This is a genomic window from Pseudomonas sp. ArH3a, from assembly GCF_022648765.1.
GTDB lineage: Bacteria > Pseudomonadota > Gammaproteobacteria > Pseudomonadales > Pseudomonadaceae > Aquipseudomonas.
On sequence record NZ_CP080330.1, the window covers coordinates 485,540 to 503,203 of the forward strand.

16 protein-coding genes and 1 tRNA gene are annotated in these 17,664 nt (G+C 58.1%); 10 read left to right on the plus strand and 7 right to left on the minus strand.

From position 1 onward, the window contains the following. Window positions 1–407: 407 nt before the first annotated feature. From K0P33_RS02150 to K0P33_RS02160, 3 genes are all read left to right on the plus strand, one after another. Complete coding sequence (locus K0P33_RS02150; protein ID WP_242153828.1) at window positions 408–620, plus strand: hypothetical protein; 213 nt, start codon at window positions 408–410, stop codon at window positions 618–620. A gap of 418 nt (window positions 621–1,038) precedes the next feature. After that, window positions 1,039–1,626, plus strand: coding sequence for a hypothetical protein (locus K0P33_RS02155; RefSeq protein WP_242153830.1), 588 nt, complete (start codon window positions 1,039–1,041; stop codon window positions 1,624–1,626). A gap of 52 nt (window positions 1,627–1,678) precedes the next feature. After that, window positions 1,679–2,599 (plus strand): restriction endonuclease, encoded by a 921-nt coding sequence (locus K0P33_RS02160; RefSeq protein WP_242153832.1) that lies wholly within the window; start codon window positions 1,679–1,681, stop codon window positions 2,597–2,599. A gap of 90 nt (window positions 2,600–2,689) precedes the next feature. On the opposite strand, the gene K0P33_RS02165 is transcribed toward K0P33_RS02160, so the two are convergent. From K0P33_RS02165 to K0P33_RS02185, 5 genes are all read right to left on the minus strand, one after another. After that, window positions 2,690–3,064 (minus strand): hypothetical protein, encoded by a 375-nt coding sequence (locus tag K0P33_RS02165; RefSeq protein ID WP_242153834.1) that lies wholly within the window; start codon window positions 3,062–3,064, stop codon window positions 2,690–2,692. A 105-nt stretch (window positions 3,065–3,169) separates the two neighbouring features. Further along, a complete protein-coding gene (locus tag K0P33_RS02170) occupies window positions 3,170–3,955 on the minus strand; it encodes a hypothetical protein (protein ID WP_242153836.1) in 786 nt (261 codons plus the stop codon). Window positions 3,956–4,000: 45 nt separating this feature from the next. Further along, window positions 4,001–4,303 (minus strand): hypothetical protein, encoded by a 303-nt coding sequence (locus K0P33_RS02175; RefSeq protein WP_242153838.1) that lies wholly within the window; start codon window positions 4,301–4,303, stop codon window positions 4,001–4,003. A 229-nt stretch (window positions 4,304–4,532) separates the two neighbouring features. Then, the gene (locus K0P33_RS02180; protein ID WP_242153840.1) at window positions 4,533–5,606 is read right to left on the minus strand and encodes a site-specific integrase; all 1,074 of its coding nucleotides are present in this window, start codon (window positions 5,604–5,606) and stop codon (window positions 4,533–4,535) included. Between the two features lie 114 nt (window positions 5,607–5,720). Continuing rightward, window positions 5,721–5,797 (minus strand) — tRNA-Arg (locus tag K0P33_RS02185). Window positions 5,798–6,168: 371 nt separating this feature from the next. Between K0P33_RS02185 and gabD the strand changes: the two genes are divergently transcribed. The 3 genes from gabD to K0P33_RS02200 all read left to right on the plus strand — a co-directional run bounded on the left by gabD (window position 6,169) and on the right by K0P33_RS02200 (window position 10,411). Further along, a complete protein-coding gene (gene gabD / locus K0P33_RS02190) occupies window positions 6,169–7,611 on the plus strand; it encodes an NADP-dependent succinate-semialdehyde dehydrogenase (RefSeq protein ID WP_242153841.1) in 1,443 nt (480 codons plus the stop codon). A 182-nt stretch (window positions 7,612–7,793) separates the two neighbouring features. Continuing rightward, window positions 7,794–9,071, plus strand: coding sequence for a 4-aminobutyrate--2-oxoglutarate transaminase (gene gabT / locus K0P33_RS02195; protein ID WP_242153843.1), 1,278 nt, complete (start codon window positions 7,794–7,796; stop codon window positions 9,069–9,071). 137 nt (window positions 9,072–9,208) lie between these two features. Then, entirely contained in the window at window positions 9,209–10,411 is a 1,203-nt protein-coding gene (locus tag K0P33_RS02200) for an HDOD domain-containing protein (protein ID WP_242153845.1), read from the plus strand. A 122-nt stretch (window positions 10,412–10,533) separates the two neighbouring features. Here the strand turns inward: K0P33_RS02200 and K0P33_RS02205 are convergent, their stop codons facing one another. Continuing rightward, a complete protein-coding gene (locus K0P33_RS02205; RefSeq protein ID WP_242153847.1) occupies window positions 10,534–11,535 on the minus strand; it encodes a sensor domain-containing diguanylate cyclase in 1,002 nt (333 codons plus the stop codon). Window positions 11,536–11,781: 246 nt separating this feature from the next. Further along, window positions 11,782–12,966 carry a delta-9 fatty acid desaturase DesA gene (desA, locus tag K0P33_RS02210; protein WP_094951091.1) on the minus strand — a complete coding sequence of 395 codons (1,185 nt, stop codon included), beginning with the start codon at window positions 12,964–12,966 and terminating at the stop codon, window positions 11,782–11,784. Window positions 12,967–13,131: 165 nt separating this feature from the next. Here desA and dibA point away from each other — a divergent pair, with 165 nt between their 5' ends. From dibA to cysT, 4 genes are all read left to right on the plus strand, one after another. Next, window positions 13,132–15,042 carry a phosphodiesterase DibA gene (gene dibA, locus K0P33_RS02215; RefSeq protein ID WP_242153849.1) on the plus strand — a complete coding sequence of 637 codons (1,911 nt, stop codon included), beginning with the start codon at window positions 13,132–13,134 and terminating at the stop codon, window positions 15,040–15,042. Between the two features lie 320 nt (window positions 15,043–15,362). Beyond that, the gene (gene oscA, locus K0P33_RS02220) at window positions 15,363–15,545 is read left to right on the plus strand and encodes a sulfur starvation response protein OscA (protein WP_003170956.1); all 183 of its coding nucleotides are present in this window, start codon (window positions 15,363–15,365) and stop codon (window positions 15,543–15,545) included. 67 nt (window positions 15,546–15,612) lie between these two features. Beyond that, window positions 15,613–16,623 carry a sulfate ABC transporter substrate-binding protein gene (locus tag K0P33_RS02225; RefSeq protein ID WP_242153851.1) on the plus strand — a complete coding sequence of 337 codons (1,011 nt, stop codon included), beginning with the start codon at window positions 15,613–15,615 and terminating at the stop codon, window positions 16,621–16,623. A gap of 214 nt (window positions 16,624–16,837) precedes the next feature. After that, complete coding sequence (cysT, locus tag K0P33_RS02230) at window positions 16,838–17,656, plus strand: sulfate ABC transporter permease subunit CysT (protein ID WP_094951094.1); 819 nt, start codon at window positions 16,838–16,840, stop codon at window positions 17,654–17,656. The last annotated feature ends 8 nt before the right edge of the window (window positions 17,657–17,664 follow it).

Consider the following 17,664-nt stretch of genomic DNA (forward strand, 5'->3'; position numbering starts at 1 on the left):
TTTCCGTATTTAGATAAGTTTTGCATCACTCGGTTACAGCTAGGATGAAAGAGGCATTGGCATTGAGGGGACGCTATGGGGACGAAAAAAACACGAATTCAAAACAATTACATAAGCAAAAAAACATCATCCATCAGCGGCTGAGGATACGACGATTGGACGGCGAGAAAGACGGTAGAGCGACGGCTAGGATTTACCGAATTGCCCCTAACCTTGAGCGACTTTCTAACACAGAGCTAGGAGGTAAGCAGCATGTGTGCACGCTTGACGTTGATAAGCGTGAGGCGATTTTTGGACGGTTGTGGTGATGCGGAAGCACAAGCGCTAAAGTGACGAATCTGAGAGAGCTATTTGACACTGCAGTTTAGTTCTCCGGTGATGCATCTCAAGATGCCTTGGAGGTTGTTATGGAACAACCCAGTGACGACGAAAGTAGCTTCGCCGAGATTATGCGTATGAAGCGCTCCAATCGTGAGCGGTTGATTCGTGCAATCCAGAATGCCTCCCCTGAAGAACTTGAGATTTCTGCTCAGCGCATTAAGGACGTTCTGCGTGACTCTGCCGATCCTATGCAGCGCCGACAGCGTATCGCCCCGCCAGCGTTCGTGAGAGGAAAATAGCTCCTCACGTGTTGAACGATTTTCGCGAGAAGCGGCAAGCGGGTCGCCGTTTTCATCGCGGAGATCGTACGTTTCATAGAGTATCTCGAGGTCGTAATCGTTAATGGTCAGGCTGCCTGCTATTGCCCAGGCTCTGCATGGGCGGTAGTAGGCAGCAGTTGTCCTTTGGATTCATTCCACTATGTTTTTTCCGCACCGGGATCATTGTGGAGCGATGTGCATCAATTCACCTTGGATGATGTGCTCGAATGATTTACCGGGCTCATTTTGTGCGGCGCTCAAAGTATCAGACGTGCGACATAGCACTTTGGTGAGCTTCCAAGTTTCGTGGGTTTCGCGTTTCCAGTGCCGAACTTGTATTGGCTGACCTGTTGGGCACTCCTTTGACAGCTGCGCCCATTAGCCAAACAATATCGAAATGCAGCTATCTCATCCGGACATCGACCCAACAGAAGCCTTCCAGTTCGTCTTTCGCGAGATTAAGCGTCATGAGGATACCGGTAGGAAAAATTTCGTTGTCCGCGTTCCTGTGGATATGGTCGAGTACCTGTTCTCCGGTATTGCTCTGAAGTCGGGCATGTCCAAGGTCAAGCTGGAGCGATTGCTTACTGAGCTTGGGATTTATGGTTTTAGGGACGCCGACGGTCGAATCCTGCGACGTTATGTGAGTGGCCATTCGCGCATGGCCTGGGATACCTACCATCGGTTGTTGTTTTGGGCATTCGCGAAGGGATGGATCTCTGAATGGGTTTTTCGCGATCTTCTATTCGGGGCATATCTGCGGGAGGCGGCCCAACTCAGCGCCCGCAAAATTCTGAACAGGCGCAAGCGCCAGATATCGGCGCCAAGCCTGACTCAGGAGCAGATTTTTGAGTGCTTCACCCAGGAGTATCTGGCCAAAGAGAAGGAGCGAGCGCAAGCAGTAGCAAGCCGTTTACGAGTAGATTCAGAAGCGCGAGAGCTAGCAAGCTCAATAGGCCTCGAAGTCACCGATGGCTCCGAATAATATGCTGCTTACTGCATTTTCCCACGTTAGCAACCAAGTGAAAGGAATCCTGATGTCCGTTCCTACATACGACAAATTCATTGAGCCGATCTTGCGTTACCTAGCGGCTAATCCGGAAGGTGCGACAGCACGCGACGCGCATGAAGCTGCGGCCCGGGCTTTGAATTTATCCGAACCACAGCTTCAAGAGCTGATTGCGAGTGGACAAGCGACCTATAAGAACCGCGCAGGATGGGCTCATGACCGTCTCAAACGCGCAGGATTATCCTCCAGCGCCAAACGAGGCTACTGGAAGCTAACCGAAGCTGGCGTTGTTTATTCCAAGCAGCACCCTTCACCGCTCACTACGGATCAGGTTGAACAACTTGCCATCGGCTTCATGGACGTGAAGCTTAGGAGCGCCTCCGATGCTGTCCCGCTAGATGAACGTGATCAGGGGGCAGACACACCGATATCAGCAACTGTAAGCCCAGACGATCGGTTGGAGCAGGCTCTGCGTGAGCTACGCAATGCGACAGCTGCAGATCTACTGGATAACCTGCTACAAGTCAGCCCCAACCGCTTTGAAGTCATTGTTCTCGACGTGTTGCACAGCCTTGGCTACGGGGCTAGCCGAAACGACTTGCAGCGTGTTGGTGGAAGCGGAGATGGCGGAATTGACGGCGTAATTTCGCTTGATAAGCTCGGACTGGAAAAAGTCTATGTCCAAGCAAAGCGCTGGCAAGGCACTGTAGGCCGTCCCGAGTTGCAAGCGTTCTATGGAGCACTTGCTGGGCAAAAGGCTAAGCGAGGGGTCTTTATCACTACTTCGGGCTTCACTGCTCAAGGCATCGACTTTGTCCGCTCAGTGGAAGGCATGGTGCTGGTGGACGGCATCCGCTTGGTCAACCTCATGATGGACCATGAGGTTGGGGTAACGTCTCGGCTTCTCAAACTGCCGAAATTGGATAGCGATTACTTCGACGAGGAATGAGGATTTTTGGCCTCGACATACGTTTCTCTCTACCGGGGCAGAGCTAGTGCACGGGCGCCGGACACTAGCGCCCCTATGATCAAAAAACCATCACCAATCAGACTCCAGCTCGGTGCTTAGGTGGATACCCATCACCTTGGCTTTGCGGTATTTCAACGGCTCCGCATTTATCTCCAGGGCAACAAGTCGATTAGCAGCGGTGACCAAGCTGTTGAAACGATCATTGTGAACGGCGACATATGCGATAAGCCTACTACCCGTCGCCTGCATGGAGCCGATGCAGAGAGGAACCGACTTTTCGCTTAGGAGCAGTGGATCAACGTATAGGTAGCATTCTAGGGTCGGGTATTTGAATGTTTCGGGGTATCGAATGGAGCCGTAAAGCCTGATCACAGTATGCTCTGAATAATGGTGGCCGATTGTTCTTGTATCGGTCCGCGTGGCCATGCTGAACGACCAGGACATATCCCACCCCCATATCCGAGCTTGGAGGATTATTCGCTCAACAGCGGCACGACCCCTTCTAGCCATGGCATTCATCCTCCCCGTTTGAGTTGGCTTCAGACAAACCTAGTTCACTTCGTTACCGCCATTCAGATTCTCGGACAGATACAGAGTTAAGGCCATGGCGTTATGCGGTTTACCTGAAGCAGATCGGTAATTTTCTGCCATCGCGTTGACTACGAGTTGCGGCCTATGTCTAAGTTTTCCGCTTACCTTCGCCTTCACAAGTGCTCTGTGGACATCCGTCCGATGTTCAGGAGGGATTCCTGACATATCCAATTCGTAAGAGGTGGGCAAAGACGTTGGTGTTTTGGTTGAGAGTTTGGGTTGAGGTTTAGTGTTAGGTATGACATTGGCTGATACGATATCGATATGGCATCCGTGTGATATCGAGTCCTCTTCTACGTATCGCTTTGAGCGCGGCCGGAGGGATTCATCTATCCAATCCTGCTGGTCGTCGCTCAGTCTTTCTTTGAAGTCATTCAGAAAGTCGTCTAGCCACTCGCTTGGGACACGGCGAATTTCTTCCAACGCTCTAGCTCGTAGTTTCGGCCCTGTCACTTGAGTAGCAGAGTGGTGATCCCACCAGATTTTTACCCAAACGATGAGTCTCACGTTGTCATACCTGGCTAGGTCTTCATCCTGGAGGCGGTGGATGACCTGCAACCACTGATCCGCCGTCCATCCAATTTCTGCTCCGGCAATGCGTGGAACAAGTGGGTACACGCCCGTAATGTTGCTGTCAGGAGCAGTTAACAGGTGAAGCAAAGCAACTTTGTCCTCTGTGGTGCAATTCAGTAAACGTGGGGAGCGCCAAAAATTCTGGTCCCGAATGGTTCGTTGTCTACTCATGCTCACTGCTCCCGGTGCAAAGGAGATGAATCCAGCCAGGACAGGTCATTGTCGCCCCTCCACCTGTGCTTTCTTTGTGGGCCTCCCTGTGCGTTTCTGATGTGAAAAAGGTGCGATGACGGTGGCTGAATCTCGACTCTCGGTGTTGCCGGTGCGCATCCAAGTTCTCAGGTCACCCAGTCTCCATCTCAACCTTGACAGTCCCGGTACAGGCTCAAGCCCCGGCAATTTTCGCTGACGGACCGTAAGCACGCTGAAGCCGGTCAGCGCCGCAACTTCAACCACGCCAATCAGAACGTCGTCGCCAAGCTTCTGTATTTTCTGGATGGTTTCATAATCTACTGTCATCGCTTTATCGCTCGATTGATCTGGTGAGGCCAGCTTTTGCCAATCAGACGCTCAATCACTAGGACAGCTTTTTAACAGATGAAAGGTTTTCTGAAGGACGGGGCCGCGACAAGAGGCGATTGTTGACTCGGCAACAGCGCCTCGTAGACCTATGCTGGGTTCGCGCGGGCGTGTTGCAAGATCAGTGGTCAGCTCCAAGCTGACCACTGAGAAGTAGCCATAGGTCTGATCAAGCCAGCTTTGCCGCGAGCTCTTCTGCGGTGATGTTGTAGTAACGCTTCAGCATGTTCACCTCCCGATGGCCCGTCACGCTGGCAAGCTCGATCAAATTCGGCAGCTTGGTCGCAAGCCGACATGTCGCTTCATGCCGCAGATCGTGAAAGCGTAGATTGATCAGGAAGTCTTCCTGAGGCGTTACCTGCGCCGCCCCACAATCCCCCAGGTATTTCTGCCTCGCTCGCTCCAGGCCTCGCACAAAGGCCTTCTTGAGAGCGTCGGCGGTGGTGGGGAAGACTCGACCGCACAGCGAGCGCGGCAAGTCCTTCAGCAGCTGAATAGCCTTTGGTGAAAGCGGGACGGTTCTGGGCAGTCCGTTCTTGGTCGCTGGAAGATGCGCGGTCCTGCGATCTAGGTTCACATGCTTCCAGCGCAGCTCGAAAATTTCGCCACGGCGCATGGCTGTCTCAATTGCCAGTTGGACAATGGGCCGTATCCATGGATTGTGGGAGGCGTCGGCATAGGTGCCGTCAGCACGGCGCTCACGAAGCTCCAGGGCGTTGAGGATGTATTCCTCTTCAATTGGGTCGAGCCGCCGCGAGCGTTCGTCGTTGTAGCTGGGACGGCTGACCATCCTGACTGGGTTCTCGGCAAGATGAATTCCCCATTCGCGGCGAGCGACCTCAATCACGCATTGGAACAGTGCGAGTTCACGTTTCACCGTATTGCCCTTCCGAATCTTCAGGCGCTCGTCGCGGTAGCGTGCAAAATCTGAAGAGGTGAGGGTGGCAACGATGCGTGTCGCCAGCGGATGACGCTTGAGCGCTTCCAGACGTTTGGTTTCCGAATACGCGCCTTTGTGTTTCGGTGCGATCTCGGAAATGTATCGATCAATGAGTTGATGAAAGGCGGTGCGTTCAGCCTCAACTCGAGAGACAAAAATCCCCCGGTCGATTTCGCTTTCGATCATGCGTGCCCAGGCCTGGGCATCGGATTTGGTTTCGAAGGTTTTGCGCTGGGCTGGGTAGCCCTTACGGCGTATTTGCGCTTCCCACTGATACTCGCCACGATTCCTGATTGTTGCCATTTCGACCAATCCCGCCACGTTCAAGTGTGGCAAATTTGTGGCAAAAACGACTTTCAGGACTAGGACAGGTTTCTGTCAGGAGCGCTATCCCCTTGTAATACAAGGGAAAGAAGATGGTGCACCCGGCGGGATTCGAACCCACGACCCCTGCCTTCGGAGGGCAGTACTCTATCCAGCTGAGCTACGGATGCTTGTGCGGGCGACATCATACCCATGTCGACCTTGGGCGTCCATGCCGGTCTTTGGCCCTTTATAGGTAGGAATTTGCCCCCCAGAGGCCCTGCGCCGGGTGCCAGTGGTCGCTGCGGTGGAACCCGGCTGAATCACGCGGATCAGAAAGATCTGGTAAATGCGCCGTTTTCGTTCTTTTTTTCGAACAGACTATTGCCCTGTACCCCCATTGATCCTAGGATTCGTTTGAGATTTCAAACGCTCTGTCTCCCGTGCGCTCTTTCACTTTTCCCGCGTGCTGGGGCTGATTTCCCTGACGGCAGCCCACAAGGCGCCTTTCAACAACTCTAATTCGCTCCGCGTGCGCGCGGTGCTGTTAAGGAAAGCCGACATGCAGCTCAAAGATACCCAGTTGTTCCGCCAGCAAGCCTTTATTGATGGCGCTTGGGTGGATGCGGACAACGGTCAAACCATCAAGGTCAATAACCCGGCCACGGGCGAGATTCTCGGTACTGTGCCGAAGATGGGTGCGGCCGAAACGCGCCGCGCCATCGAAGCGGCCGACAAGGCTCTGCCGGCCTGGCGTGCACTCACCGCCAAGGACCGCGCCAACAAGCTGCGTCGTTGGTTTGAGCTGATCATCGAGAACCAGGATGACCTGGCTCGCCTGATGACCCTAGAACAGGGCAAGCCACTGGCTGAAGCCAAAGGCGAAATCGTTTACGCCGCCTCGTTTATCGAGTGGTTCGCCGAAGAAGCCAAGCGCATCTACGGTGATGTGATTCCGGGCCATCAGCCGGACAAGCGCCTGATCGTGATCAAGCAGCCGATCGGTGTTACCGCGGCTATCACGCCGTGGAACTTCCCGGCCGCGATGATCACCCGTAAAGCCGGCCCGGCCCTGGCCGCCGGTTGCACCATGGTGCTCAAGCCGGCGTCGCAAACCCCGTTCTCGGCGTTTGCCCTGGCTGAACTGGCCCAGCGTGCAGGTATCCCTAAAGGTGTGTTCAGCGTGGTCTCCGGCAGCGCCGGCGATATCGGCAGCGAGCTGACCAGCAACCCGATCGTGCGTAAATTGTCCTTCACCGGCTCCACCGAAATCGGTCGCCAGCTGATGGCCGAATGCGCCAAGGACATCAAGAAAGTCTCCCTGGAGTTGGGCGGCAACGCGCCGTTCATCGTGTTTGACGACGCGGACCTGGATAAGGCCGTCGAAGGCGCGATCATTTCCAAATACCGCAACAACGGCCAGACCTGCGTCTGTGCCAACCGCCTGTACATCCAGGATTCGGTGTACGACGCCTTCGCGGAAAAACTCAAAGTGGCCGTGGCCAAGCTCAAGATTGGCAACGGTCTGGAAGAAGGCACCACCACCGGCCCGCTGATCGACGAAAAAGCCGTGGCCAAGGTTCAGGAGCACATCGCTGATGCCCTGAGCAAAGGCGCCAAGCTGTTGGCCGGTGGCAAGGTCATGGAAGGCAACTTCTTTGAGCCGACCATCCTGGTCAACGTGCCGAAAGACGCTGCCGTGGCCAAGGAAGAAACCTTCGGCCCACTGGCGCCGCTGTTCCGCTTCAAAGACGAAGCCGAAGTGATCGCGATGTCCAACGACACCGAGTTCGGCCTGGCGTCCTACTTCTATGCCCGCGACCTAGGCCGTGTGTTCCGTGTGGCCGAAGCCCTGGAATACGGCATGGTCGGCGTCAACACCGGGTTGATCTCCAACGAAGTGGCGCCGTTCGGCGGCATCAAGGCCTCGGGCCTTGGCCGTGAAGGTTCCAAGTATGGGATCGAGGATTACCTGGAAATCAAATACCTCTGCCTGGGCATCTAAGCCAGGCACGAGCATGCAGTAAACGCAGAGGGCACGAGAGCGCTGTCCCTTTGCGTGTTTCAAACCGTAATTCGTAGTGGCCGGGAAAGCTGTGGCAGTCGATCATCGCATGCTGCCGTAGTTGCCTCCCCGCCACGTATTCCTTGGACCACGCCACCCGATGAGTGGCGAATGAGGACTTTATGAGCAAGACCAACGCATCCCTGATGAAACGCCGCGAAGCCGCTGTACCGCGCGGTGTTGGCCAGATTCACCCGATCTTCGCCGAATCCGCGAAGAACGCCACCGTGACCGACGTTGAAGGTCGCGAGTTCATCGACTTCGCCGGCGGTATCGCCGTGCTGAACACCGGCCACGTGCACCCGAAAATCATCGCCGCCGTGACCGCGCAGCTGAACAAGCTGACCCACACCTGCTTCCAGGTACTGGCCTACGAGCCTTACGTGGAACTGTGCGAAAAAATCAACGCCAAGGTGCCAGGCGACTTCGCCAAGAAAACCCTGCTGGTCACCACCGGTTCCGAAGCCGTTGAGAACGCCGTGAAAATCGCCCGCGCCGCCACTGGCCGTGCCGGTGTGATCGCCTTCACCGGCGCCTATCACGGCCGCACCATGATGACCCTGGGCTTGACCGGTAAAGTCGTGCCTTACTCGGCTGGGATGGGCCTGATGCCAGGCGGCGTATTCCGCGCGCTGTTCCCGAACGAACTGCACGGTGTGAGCGACGACGACGCCATCGCCAGCATCGAACGTATCTTCAAGAACGATGCCGAGCCGCGTGATATCGCTGCCATCATCATCGAGCCGGTGCAGGGCGAAGGCGGTTTCTACGTCGCGCCTAAAACCTTCATGAAGCGCCTGCGCGAACTGTGCGACAAGCACGGCATCCTGCTGATCGCCGACGAAGTGCAAACCGGCGCTGGCCGTACCGGTACCTTCTTCGCCATGGAACAGATGGGCGTTGCTGCCGACCTGACCACCTTCGCCAAATCCATCGCCGGCGGCTTCCCGTTGGCCGGTGTGTGCGGCAAGGCTGAATACATGGACGCCATCGCTCCAGGCGGCCTGGGCGGCACCTATGCCGGTAGCCCGATCGCTTGCGCCGCGGCGCTGGCGGTGATGGAAGTGTTCGAAGAAGAACATCTGCTGGACCGTTGTAAAGCGGTCGGCGAGCGTTTGGTAACCGGCCTGAAAGCCATTCAAGGCAAGTACCCGGTGATCGGCGAAGTGCGTGCCCTGGGCGCGATGATCGCCGTGGAGCTGTTCGAAGAGGGCGACAGCCACAAGCCGAACGCCGCTGCCGTTGCCTCCGTGGTGGCCAAGGCGCGCGACAAAGGCCTGATCCTGCTGTCGTGCGGTACCTACGGCAACGTGTTGCGCGTGCTGGTTCCGCTGACCTCGCCGGACGAGCAGTTGGACAAAGGTTTGGCGATCATCGAAGAGTGCTTCTCCGAGCTGTAAGCGGATTGACCTGATCGACAAAAAAAACCCGCTTCGGCGGGTTTTTTTGTGGCCGATGCAACACATTCAGGCCTTGTTCATTGTACGTAGGCGGCTTGATTGTCTAAGGTGCAAGCATTGCCGATGGAGCGTGCTGGATGACTGCTGTTGATTTACCGGCTGTACCCCGAGTGTTGATTGCTGAAGCGGACCCTTGGTCGCGGGATTTGCTCAAGCAAGTGTTGTTGAACGTGCGCTGCGACGCACGGCTGGATGTATGTGGTGACGGGCAGCAAGCAGCGACGCTGTTGCGAGAAAAAACCTACGACCTGATCCTGGCGGATTGGGAGCTGCCGGGCATCGATGGTCTGAGCTTGCTGCGCAACGTACGCCAGCAGCGCCGTTCGCTGCCGTTTATCCTGCTGAGCAGTCGCAACGACAGTGCCAGCGTGCGCGAAGCCTTGCCGCTGGCGCCTACCGCGTACCTGACCAAACCGCTGAACATGGAAGGCCTGACCCAGCGCCTGCAAGACCTGCTGCTCAACGAAGGCGAAAGCGTGTATTGCGAAATTCCGCCGCTGGCGCCTGGCGTGACCTTGCCGGTGTTCCTGGAGCGGCGCCGCGAAGCCTCCGACGGCGCGCCGCTGCGCGTCGACGTGAAAGCCGCCGTGCAACACAGCCTTGAACCTGATGGCCTGGACCTCAAGCGCCTGGAAGACCAGGTGCGCATGGACCCACAGATTACCGCCGTACTGATCGCCGCCGCCAACAGCGCCGGGCATCACGGCACGCCGGTGCAAACCCTGTCGGCTGCGCTGCACAAGCTGGCGGCCGGGCAGAGCATGAACTTGATCCTGGGCCTAGCCCTCAAGCACAACGTGGTGCTGGGCGACCCTGCGCTGGTGGACTATGCCGAGCGCCACTGGCAGTTGTCAGAAGACACCGCCGACTACGCCCGCCGCCTGGCGCGCTTGCTCGAGCTGGACCACGAGCGCTGTTACTGCGCCGGCATCCTGCACCGGCTGGGTGACTTGGCGTTGCTGCGTTGCCTGGAGGATTGGCGCCAGGGCGGCGGGGCGTTGGATGACGAGGCGATTGGTGAGTCCCTTGATACCTTTGGTGCGGCCTACGGCTCGGCATTGCGTGCGCGCTGGCGCTTGCCGTTGGAGCTGCGCCAGTTGATTGCGGCGATCTATTCGCTCGAAGGCGGGGTGTATTCGCGTGAAGCGTTGGTGATGAACCTGGCGGCGCAGATGGCGCGCCTGACCGAGCACGAAGGGCTTGAGGCGCTGGCGAGGAGCAAGACTGCGCGGTTGCTGAGGGTCGGGTTGTCGGAGTTGATGCGAGTGCGCAAAAACTAGCTGGCAACGAGGATCAAGTGTGGGAGCGGGCTTGCTCGCGAATGCGGTGGATCAGTCAATATTTTCGGCGACTGGCACACCGCATTCGCGAGCAAGCCCGCTCCCACATTTTTGACCGAGTTCTAACTCGCTATGACGCGGTTCTTGCCCTGGCGCTTGGCCTCATACATGGCCGCATCAGCCCGCGCGAACAGGCTGTCCAGGGCTGAATCGTCTTCGCGCAAGTTGGCCAGGCCTTGGCTGACGGTCACCGTGAATTGCCGGCCTTCATAGCTGAAACTCAGCGCCTGGATTTCCTTGCCCAGCCGCTCGGCCACCTGCAACGCCATGTGCGGCGCACAACCGGGCAGTACGGCGGCGAATTCTTCGCCGCCAATGCGCCCGAACAGGTCGCCACGGCGCAATACACTGCGACCGCTCTCGGCGATACGCCGCAACACCTGATCGCCCTCCAGATGGCCGTAGGTGTCGTTGACGTCTTTGAAATCATCGATGTCCAGCAACAGGAACGCCAGCGGTGCGCCCTGGGCACAAGCGCTGTCGAAGGCCTGGTTGGCGCATTCGAAGAAGTGCCTGCGGTTGCTGCTTTGGGTCAGCACATCGGTGGTGGCGAGGCGGTGCAGTTCCAGCTCCATCTGTTTCTTTTCGGTGATGTCTTCGGCCATGCCGACCACAACCACCGGCTTGCCGGGCTGGACCTGCTGGTTGATATAGCACTTGTCGCTCAGCCAGCGAATTTGCCCGTCGGCGGTGATGATGCGGTACTCGCGGTCCTCCACGGCGCCTTGTTCCAGCACGCGGGCGAGGCTGTGTTCGGCATAGTCGAGGTCTTCGGGGTGAACGCTGTTGCGCCATTCGCGGTAGTCGGCGAGCAGCAAACCGGCCGTACGGCCAAATACCCGCTCATAGGCCGGGCTCACATACAGCACACGGCGCGTTTCCCAATCGATGGCCCACAGCACGGCATTTACACTGACCAGCAACGAACTCAGCAACTGCTCGCGTTCGCTCAACCGTTCGACTTCACCCTGGGCATGCATCAACGCCAACAGGGTTGCCGCCGCGGCCGGGCGGGGAGCCTCGGCAGCAGGGGCATCTGGCAGGTAGGGATGTTCGTGAACCATCGGTACAACTCTCTCTGGGCGCGCCGCAGGATGGAGCAGCGGTCACTACAAGGGTTCACCATGATGGCGAAGTGTTCTCTGAGAGAGGGTAAATGCAGTGAAGTTCCGTGAGCGGGCTAACTAAGAAATGGCGCCAAAAACCGGTGGTAAGCCAAGCCCTGTGCTGAATGGGTCGGTTTTAGTGAGCGGGCTTGTTGTGGCAACAAGCCCGCTCGCCACAGGAACGAGCGGGGTGTGCATGCCCGGTCAGACCGCTGCAGGGCGCAGCGAATAGGTCTTCAATTGATGGGCAAAATCGCGCAGTGACTGGATGCCGCTGGCTTCGGCCTCATGCACCCATTCCTTGATCGCGGCCAGCATGTCGTGGCCATTGGAACTGGTTTTCAGCCAGATCTGCTGCAACGCCAGGCGCTTCTCGTAGATCACTGTCAGCGCCTGGCTGTGCTCCAGCAGGCTCTGGATGCGCACGTGATGGCGGTCATCCAGCAAGCTGGTTTCACGCGACAGCAGGCGCTTGGCGCGGTGGAACTGGTGGCGCACCGAATGATCGACCTTTTCCAGCTCCTGCTTGACCAGTGGGCCGATCACCAACTTGCGGTACTGGGCCATGATCTGGAAGCGGTTGTTGAGGATCGCCATGGCGGTGTCCATGTCCAGGTGGCCTTTGCCCTCCACGCGGTGCGCGATAGGCGCCACGCGCTGCACCTTGGCCAGGCGCAGGAAGCTGAACACTTTGATCCACGCCCAACCCAGGTCGAACTCCCACTTCTTCACCGACAGCTTGGCCGAGTTGGGGTAGGTGTGGTGGTTGTTGTGCAGTTCTTCGCCGCCGACAATGATGCCCCACGGCACCAGGTTGGTCGCCGCGTCCCGGCATTCGAAATTGCGATAGCCCACGGCATGCCCCAGGCCGTTGATCACGCCGGCGGCCCAGAACGGAATCCACATCATCTGGATCGCCCAGATGGTGATGCCGATGGTGCCGAACAGCAGCAGGTCGATCACGCCCATGATCGCCACGCCCAGCAGCGGGTAAGGCGTGTAGATTTTGCGTTCGATCCAGTCATCCGGGCAGTTCTTGCCGTAGATGCGCAGGGTTTCGGGGTTTTCGGCCTCGGCGCGGTACAGCTCGGCACCTTTGCGCAACACGGTGGACAGGCCTTTGATGACCGGGCTGTGCGGGTCGTCGACGGTTTCGCATTTGGCGTGGTGTTTGCGGTGGATAGCGGTCCACTCGCGGGTGTTCTGCGCCGTGGTCAGCCACAGCCAGAAGCGGAAGAAGTGTTTCAGGCCGGCATTGAGCTCCAGGGAGCGATGGGCTGAATAGCGGTGCAGATAGACCGTGACCCCAACGATGGTCACATGGGTCATCAACAGAGTGACTGCAACCAGTTGCCAGGCTGACAAGTCAAGAAAACCGTTGTACCACATAGGCTGTATGGCCCTCAGATAAAGAAAAAAACAGCTCACGCATTATCACTAAGCCTACAGAGAAAACCAGCCGCCCTTTCAGATAGAAGTGACTGGATGTTTCTTATTCTATAATCCGCAGCCTTTGTGGGGCGATTTTGTTTTTTGGTAAGGATTACTGACTCTATGCTGTTTTCATACCGAGGTGCCCTGCGTGTGGGGCTGGTATATCTGCTGGTTTCCATTGTGTGGCTTCAGCTCAGCCACCACCTATTGATCAACTTTCTCGATGACCCACGGGAGTTGGTCCGCTGGCTGCAGCTGCGCGACTATGTGTGGGTGGCCCTGAGCGCGGTGGCGATTTACCTGCTGTGCGCGCGTTTTGCCCGCACCCACCAGGTGCAGCAACCCCTGAAAGAAAATCGTGAGCGCCTGCGCCAGGCGGCTGCCGTGTTCGATTGCACCCGCGAAGGCGTGCTGGTCACCGACGCCGACGGGCTGATCGTGCACGTCAACCGGGCGTTTATGGAGATCACCGGCCACAGCCGCAAGGACGTCATGGGCGAGCGGCCGAGCCTGTTCAAGTCGGGGCGCCATTCGTCGAATTTCTACCTGCAGATGTTCCAGACCCTGGAGCAAACGGGCGAATGGAGCGGCGAAATCTGGAACCGACGCAAAAGCGGTGAAATTTATCCACAGTGGCAAACCATCCGCGTGATCCGCGATGACCAAGGCAAGGTCAGCCACTACGTTGCGGTGTTTTCCGATATCAGCGCCATCAAGGATTCCCAGCACGAACTGGCGCACCTCGCCCACCACGACCCGCTCACCGACTTGCCCAACCGCCTGTTGTTCACTGACCGTGCCGAGCAGGCGCTGGCCTCGGCGCAAGTGCATAAACGCGGCTGTGCCTTGCTGTTGCTGGACTTGGACCATTTCAAGATCATCAACGACAGCCTGGGCCATAACGTTGGCGACCAGTTTCTCAAGGCCGTAGGCGAGCGGCTCAAAGGGCTGTTCGGCCCCGGCGTGACCTTGGCGCGCTTGGGTGGCGACGAGTTCGCTGTGCTGGCGGAAAGTTGTCCACAGGTGGTGCAGGCCGCCGCGATCGCGCAGCGCATGCTCGATGCGATGAAGGAGCCGTTCGTGTTTGATGGCAACCAGTTGTTTATCAGCGCCAGCATCGGCATCAGCCTGTTCCCCAGCGACGCGTTGAGCGCCGAACAGCTGCTGCGCAATGCCGATTCGGCGTTGTTCAAGGCCAAGAGCGCCGGGCGCGAAGGCTACGCGCTGTACACCGAAGAGCTGACCGCCCACGCGCAGAACCGCGTGGAAATCGCCAGCGAACTGCGCCGCGCCCTCGATCAGCAGGAACTGCGCGTCTACTACCAGCCGGTGTACGACCTGCGCGGCAGCCGCCTGGTCGGCGTCGAAGCGCTGGTGCGCTGGCAGCACCCGGCGCGCGGCTTGGTGCCACCGGGCGAGTTCATTCCGATTGCCGAGCGTACCGGGCTGATTGCCGACATCGACGCCTGGGTGATGGACCAGGCCTGCCGCCAGATGTGCCGATGGCTGGCCGATGGCGCACCGCTGAGCTTTATTGCGGTGAATGTTTCCAGCCGTCTGTTCGCCCGGCGCGAGCTGTACGAGCAAGTCGCCCAGGTGCTGCACGCCACCGGCCTCGACCCGGCGTTCCTGGAACTGGAAGTCACCGAAAGCGCGGTAATGGATGACCCGGAGGTCGCCCTTGAGCAACTGCACCGCCTGCGTGAGCTGGGCTTGCGCCTGGCCATCGACGATTTTGGCACCGGCTATTCCTCGCTGCTGCGCCTCAAGCGCCTGCCGGTGCAAAAGCTCAAGATCGACCAGGGCTTCGTCGCCGGGTTGCCGTGGGACGAAGACGACGCGGCGATTGTGCGCGTGGTGATCGCCCTGGCCAAAAGCATGGGCATGCAGGTGCATGCCGAAGGTATCGAGCAGGTTGAGCAGGCGCGGTTCTTGTTGGAGCAGGAGTGCGATATGGGGCAGGGGTATTGGTTTGGGCGCCCGATTCCTGCAAGTGAAATTGATTGGGAGCGTGCGCCTGCCATTCAATAGTCGACGCGTTTTCAATCTGAAATACAGTGAAATGTGGGAGCGGGCTTGCTCGCGAATGCGCAGTGTCAGTCGATACATCTGTGGCTGACCCACCTCATTCGCGAGCAAGCCCGCTCCCACCTTTGGATCTCGACACGGCTTATTTTCCGTGTCGAGCGCGCGAAAACCCGCGCAACCCCACGTCCTGCCAGAAAATTCTTTCTGGTTATATAAACATTCTTAAATAGTATTTTTAAGAATATCCGCGCTTATCTACTATCGCCCTCACGCCGCAAGCAGTGCCGCCACTGCCAGGCACTATTCATTTCAGGAGCGAGACCATGAGCGCATCTCTACGTAGCGTCGACGGCCAGGACGAAGCAGCCATTTTGCGTGAGATCCAGAGCGCCTTGCGCGACCTGCGGTTTGGCGCGGTGGAAATCACTGTGCACAACGCCCAAGTGGTACAGATCGAACGCAAGGAAAAATTCCGTTTGCAAAACCCGGGTAACAAACCGAGCTAAGCACTCACGGCGATAGACCCCCGCATCTATAAGAAAAGCCAACACCAAGAATTCTCAGGAGCCTTCTATGTCGTCGATTCGCCGTTACGCCCTGGCCGCACTGGCCAGCGCCGTGTTTGCCGGTTCCGCTGTTGCCAAGGATTACGAGTTGCTCAACGTCTCGTACGACCCTACCCGTGAGCTGTACCAGGACTACAACGCTGAGTTCACCAACCACTGGAAACAGTCCCACCCCGGCGACAACGTCAAGATCCAGCAATCCCACGGTGGTTCGGGCAAACAAGGCCGAGCAGTGATCGACGGCCTGCGCGCCGACGTGGTGACCCTGGCCCTGGCCGGCGACATCGACGAAATCGCCAAATTGGCCAAGACCCTGCCGGAAAACTGGCAAACCCGACTGCCGGACGCCAGCACCCCGTACACCTCGACCATCGTGTTTTTGGTGCGCAAGGGCAACCCTAAAGGCATCAAGGATTGGGGCGACCTGATCAAGAAAGACGTTTCCGTGATCACCCCGAACCCGAAAACCTCCGGCGGTGCGCGCTGGAACTTCCTCGCCGCCTGGGCCTACGGCCTCAAAGCCGGTGGCAGCGAAGCCAAGGCCCAGGAATACGTGAAAGAACTGTTCAAGCACGTGCCGATTCTCGACACCGGCGCTCGCGGTTCGACCATCACGTTCGTCAACAACGGTCAGGGTGACGTGTTGCTGGCCTGGGAAAACGAAGCCTTCCTGGCGCTGAAAGAAGACGGCGGCGCCGACAAGTTCGACATCGTCGTGCCTTCCCTGTCGATCCTCGCCGAGCCGCCAGTGGCGGTGGTCGACAAGAACGCCGAGAAAAAGGGCAACACCGAAATCGCCACTGAATACCTCAAGCACCTGTACAGCCCCGCTGGCCAGGAGATTGCGGCGAAGAACTTCTACCGCCCACGCGATGAGAAAGTCGCCGCCAAGTACGCCCAGCAGTTCCCGAAACTGGACCTGGTGACTATCGACAAAGACTTCGGCGGCTGGAAAACTGCCCAACCGAAATTCTTCAATGACGGTGGCGTGTTCGACCAGATTTACTCGGCGCAGTAAGCCAAAGTACCTGTAGGGGCCTGATTTTCTGTAGGCGCTGGGCTTCTATGGGAGCTGGCTTGTCGAATCGTCGCACCGCTGCGATAGCATCACCGCGGTGTGACTGACACACCAAGGTGCCTGTATCGCGGGCAAGTCCGGCTCCCACAGAAAAGCCGGCCCCCACAGAAAGCGCGCTCCTACCGTGGTTTCTACCTTTTAACCAAGGACTCTTATGTCGCGTCGTACTTCCCCCGTCATACCCGGCTTCGGGCTGACGCTGGGCTACACCGTGGTGTACCTCAGCCTGATCGTACTCATCCCCCTGGCGGCGATGTTTGTACACGCCGCTCAACTCACTTGGGATCAGTTCTGGGCCATTATTTCCGCACCACGCGTGCTGGCGGCGTTGAAACTGAGTTTCAGCACCGCTTTGTACGCTGCGCTGATCAACGGCGTGATCGGCACGCTGCTGGCTTGGGTGCTGGTGCGCTACACCTTCCCCGGCCGCAAGATCATCGATGCGATGATCGACCTGCCCTTTGCCCTGCCCACGGCGGTTGCCGGTATTGCGCTGACCGCGTTGTACACGCCGACCGGCCTGGTCGGCCAGTTCGCCGCTGACCTGGGCTTCAAAATCGCCTACAGCCCGTTGGGTATCACCCTGGCGCTGACGTTCGTCACGCTGCCCTTCGTGGTGCGCACTGTGCAGCCGGTGCTGGCCGATATCCCCCGGGAAATCGAAGAAGCCGCCGCCTGCCTGGGCGCCAAGCCGTTGCAGGTGTTCCGCTACATCCTCGTGCCCGCATTGCTGCCCGCCTGGCTGACCGGCTTCGCGCTGGCTTTCGCCCGTGGCGTGGGTGAGTACGGGTCGGTGATTTTCATCGCCGGCAACATGCCGATGAAAACCGAGATCCTGCCGCTGCTGATCATGGTCAAGCTCGACCAATACGACTACCGCGGTGCCACCTCCATTGGCGTGTTGATGCTGGTGGTTTCCTTTGTCTTGCTGCTGCTGATCAACTTGTTGCAGCGGCGCATCGAACGTCCATAAGGAGGCGC

What these genes read in the sequence shown, in the direction of transcription:
- K0P33_RS02150 (WP_242153828.1), top strand. Translation starts at nt 408, where the DNA reads ATGGAACAACCCAGTGACGACGAAAGTAGCTTCGCCGAGATTATGCGT.
- K0P33_RS02155 (WP_242153830.1), top strand. Translation starts at nt 1,039, where the DNA reads ATGCAGCTATCTCATCCGGACATCGACCCAACAGAAGCCTTCCAGTTC.
- K0P33_RS02160 (WP_242153832.1), top strand. Translation starts at nt 1,679, where the DNA reads ATGTCCGTTCCTACATACGACAAATTCATTGAGCCGATCTTGCGTTAC.
- K0P33_RS02165 (WP_242153834.1), bottom strand. Translation starts at nt 3,064, where the DNA reads ATGTCCTGGTCGTTCAGCATGGCCACGCGGACCGATACAAGAACAATC.
- K0P33_RS02170 (WP_242153836.1), bottom strand. Translation starts at nt 3,955, where the DNA reads ATGAGTAGACAACGAACCATTCGGGACCAGAATTTTTGGCGCTCCCCA.
- K0P33_RS02175 (WP_242153838.1), bottom strand. Translation starts at nt 4,303, where the DNA reads ATGACAGTAGATTATGAAACCATCCAGAAAATACAGAAGCTTGGCGAC.
- K0P33_RS02180 (WP_242153840.1), bottom strand. Translation starts at nt 5,606, where the DNA reads ATGGCAACAATCAGGAATCGTGGCGAGTATCAGTGGGAAGCGCAAATA.
- gabD (WP_242153841.1), top strand. Translation starts at nt 6,169, where the DNA reads ATGCAGCTCAAAGATACCCAGTTGTTCCGCCAGCAAGCCTTTATTGAT.
- gabT (WP_242153843.1), top strand. Translation starts at nt 7,794, where the DNA reads ATGAGCAAGACCAACGCATCCCTGATGAAACGCCGCGAAGCCGCTGTA.
- K0P33_RS02200 (WP_242153845.1), top strand. Translation starts at nt 9,209, where the DNA reads ATGACTGCTGTTGATTTACCGGCTGTACCCCGAGTGTTGATTGCTGAA.
- K0P33_RS02205 (WP_242153847.1), bottom strand. Translation starts at nt 11,535, where the DNA reads ATGGTTCACGAACATCCCTACCTGCCAGATGCCCCTGCTGCCGAGGCT.
- desA (WP_094951091.1), bottom strand. Translation starts at nt 12,966, where the DNA reads ATGTGGTACAACGGTTTTCTTGACTTGTCAGCCTGGCAACTGGTTGCA.
- dibA (WP_242153849.1), top strand. Translation starts at nt 13,132, where the DNA reads ATGCTGTTTTCATACCGAGGTGCCCTGCGTGTGGGGCTGGTATATCTG.
- oscA (WP_003170956.1), top strand. Translation starts at nt 15,363, where the DNA reads ATGAGCGCATCTCTACGTAGCGTCGACGGCCAGGACGAAGCAGCCATT.
- K0P33_RS02225 (WP_242153851.1), top strand. Translation starts at nt 15,613, where the DNA reads ATGTCGTCGATTCGCCGTTACGCCCTGGCCGCACTGGCCAGCGCCGTG.
- cysT (WP_094951094.1), top strand. Translation starts at nt 16,838, where the DNA reads ATGTCGCGTCGTACTTCCCCCGTCATACCCGGCTTCGGGCTGACGCTG.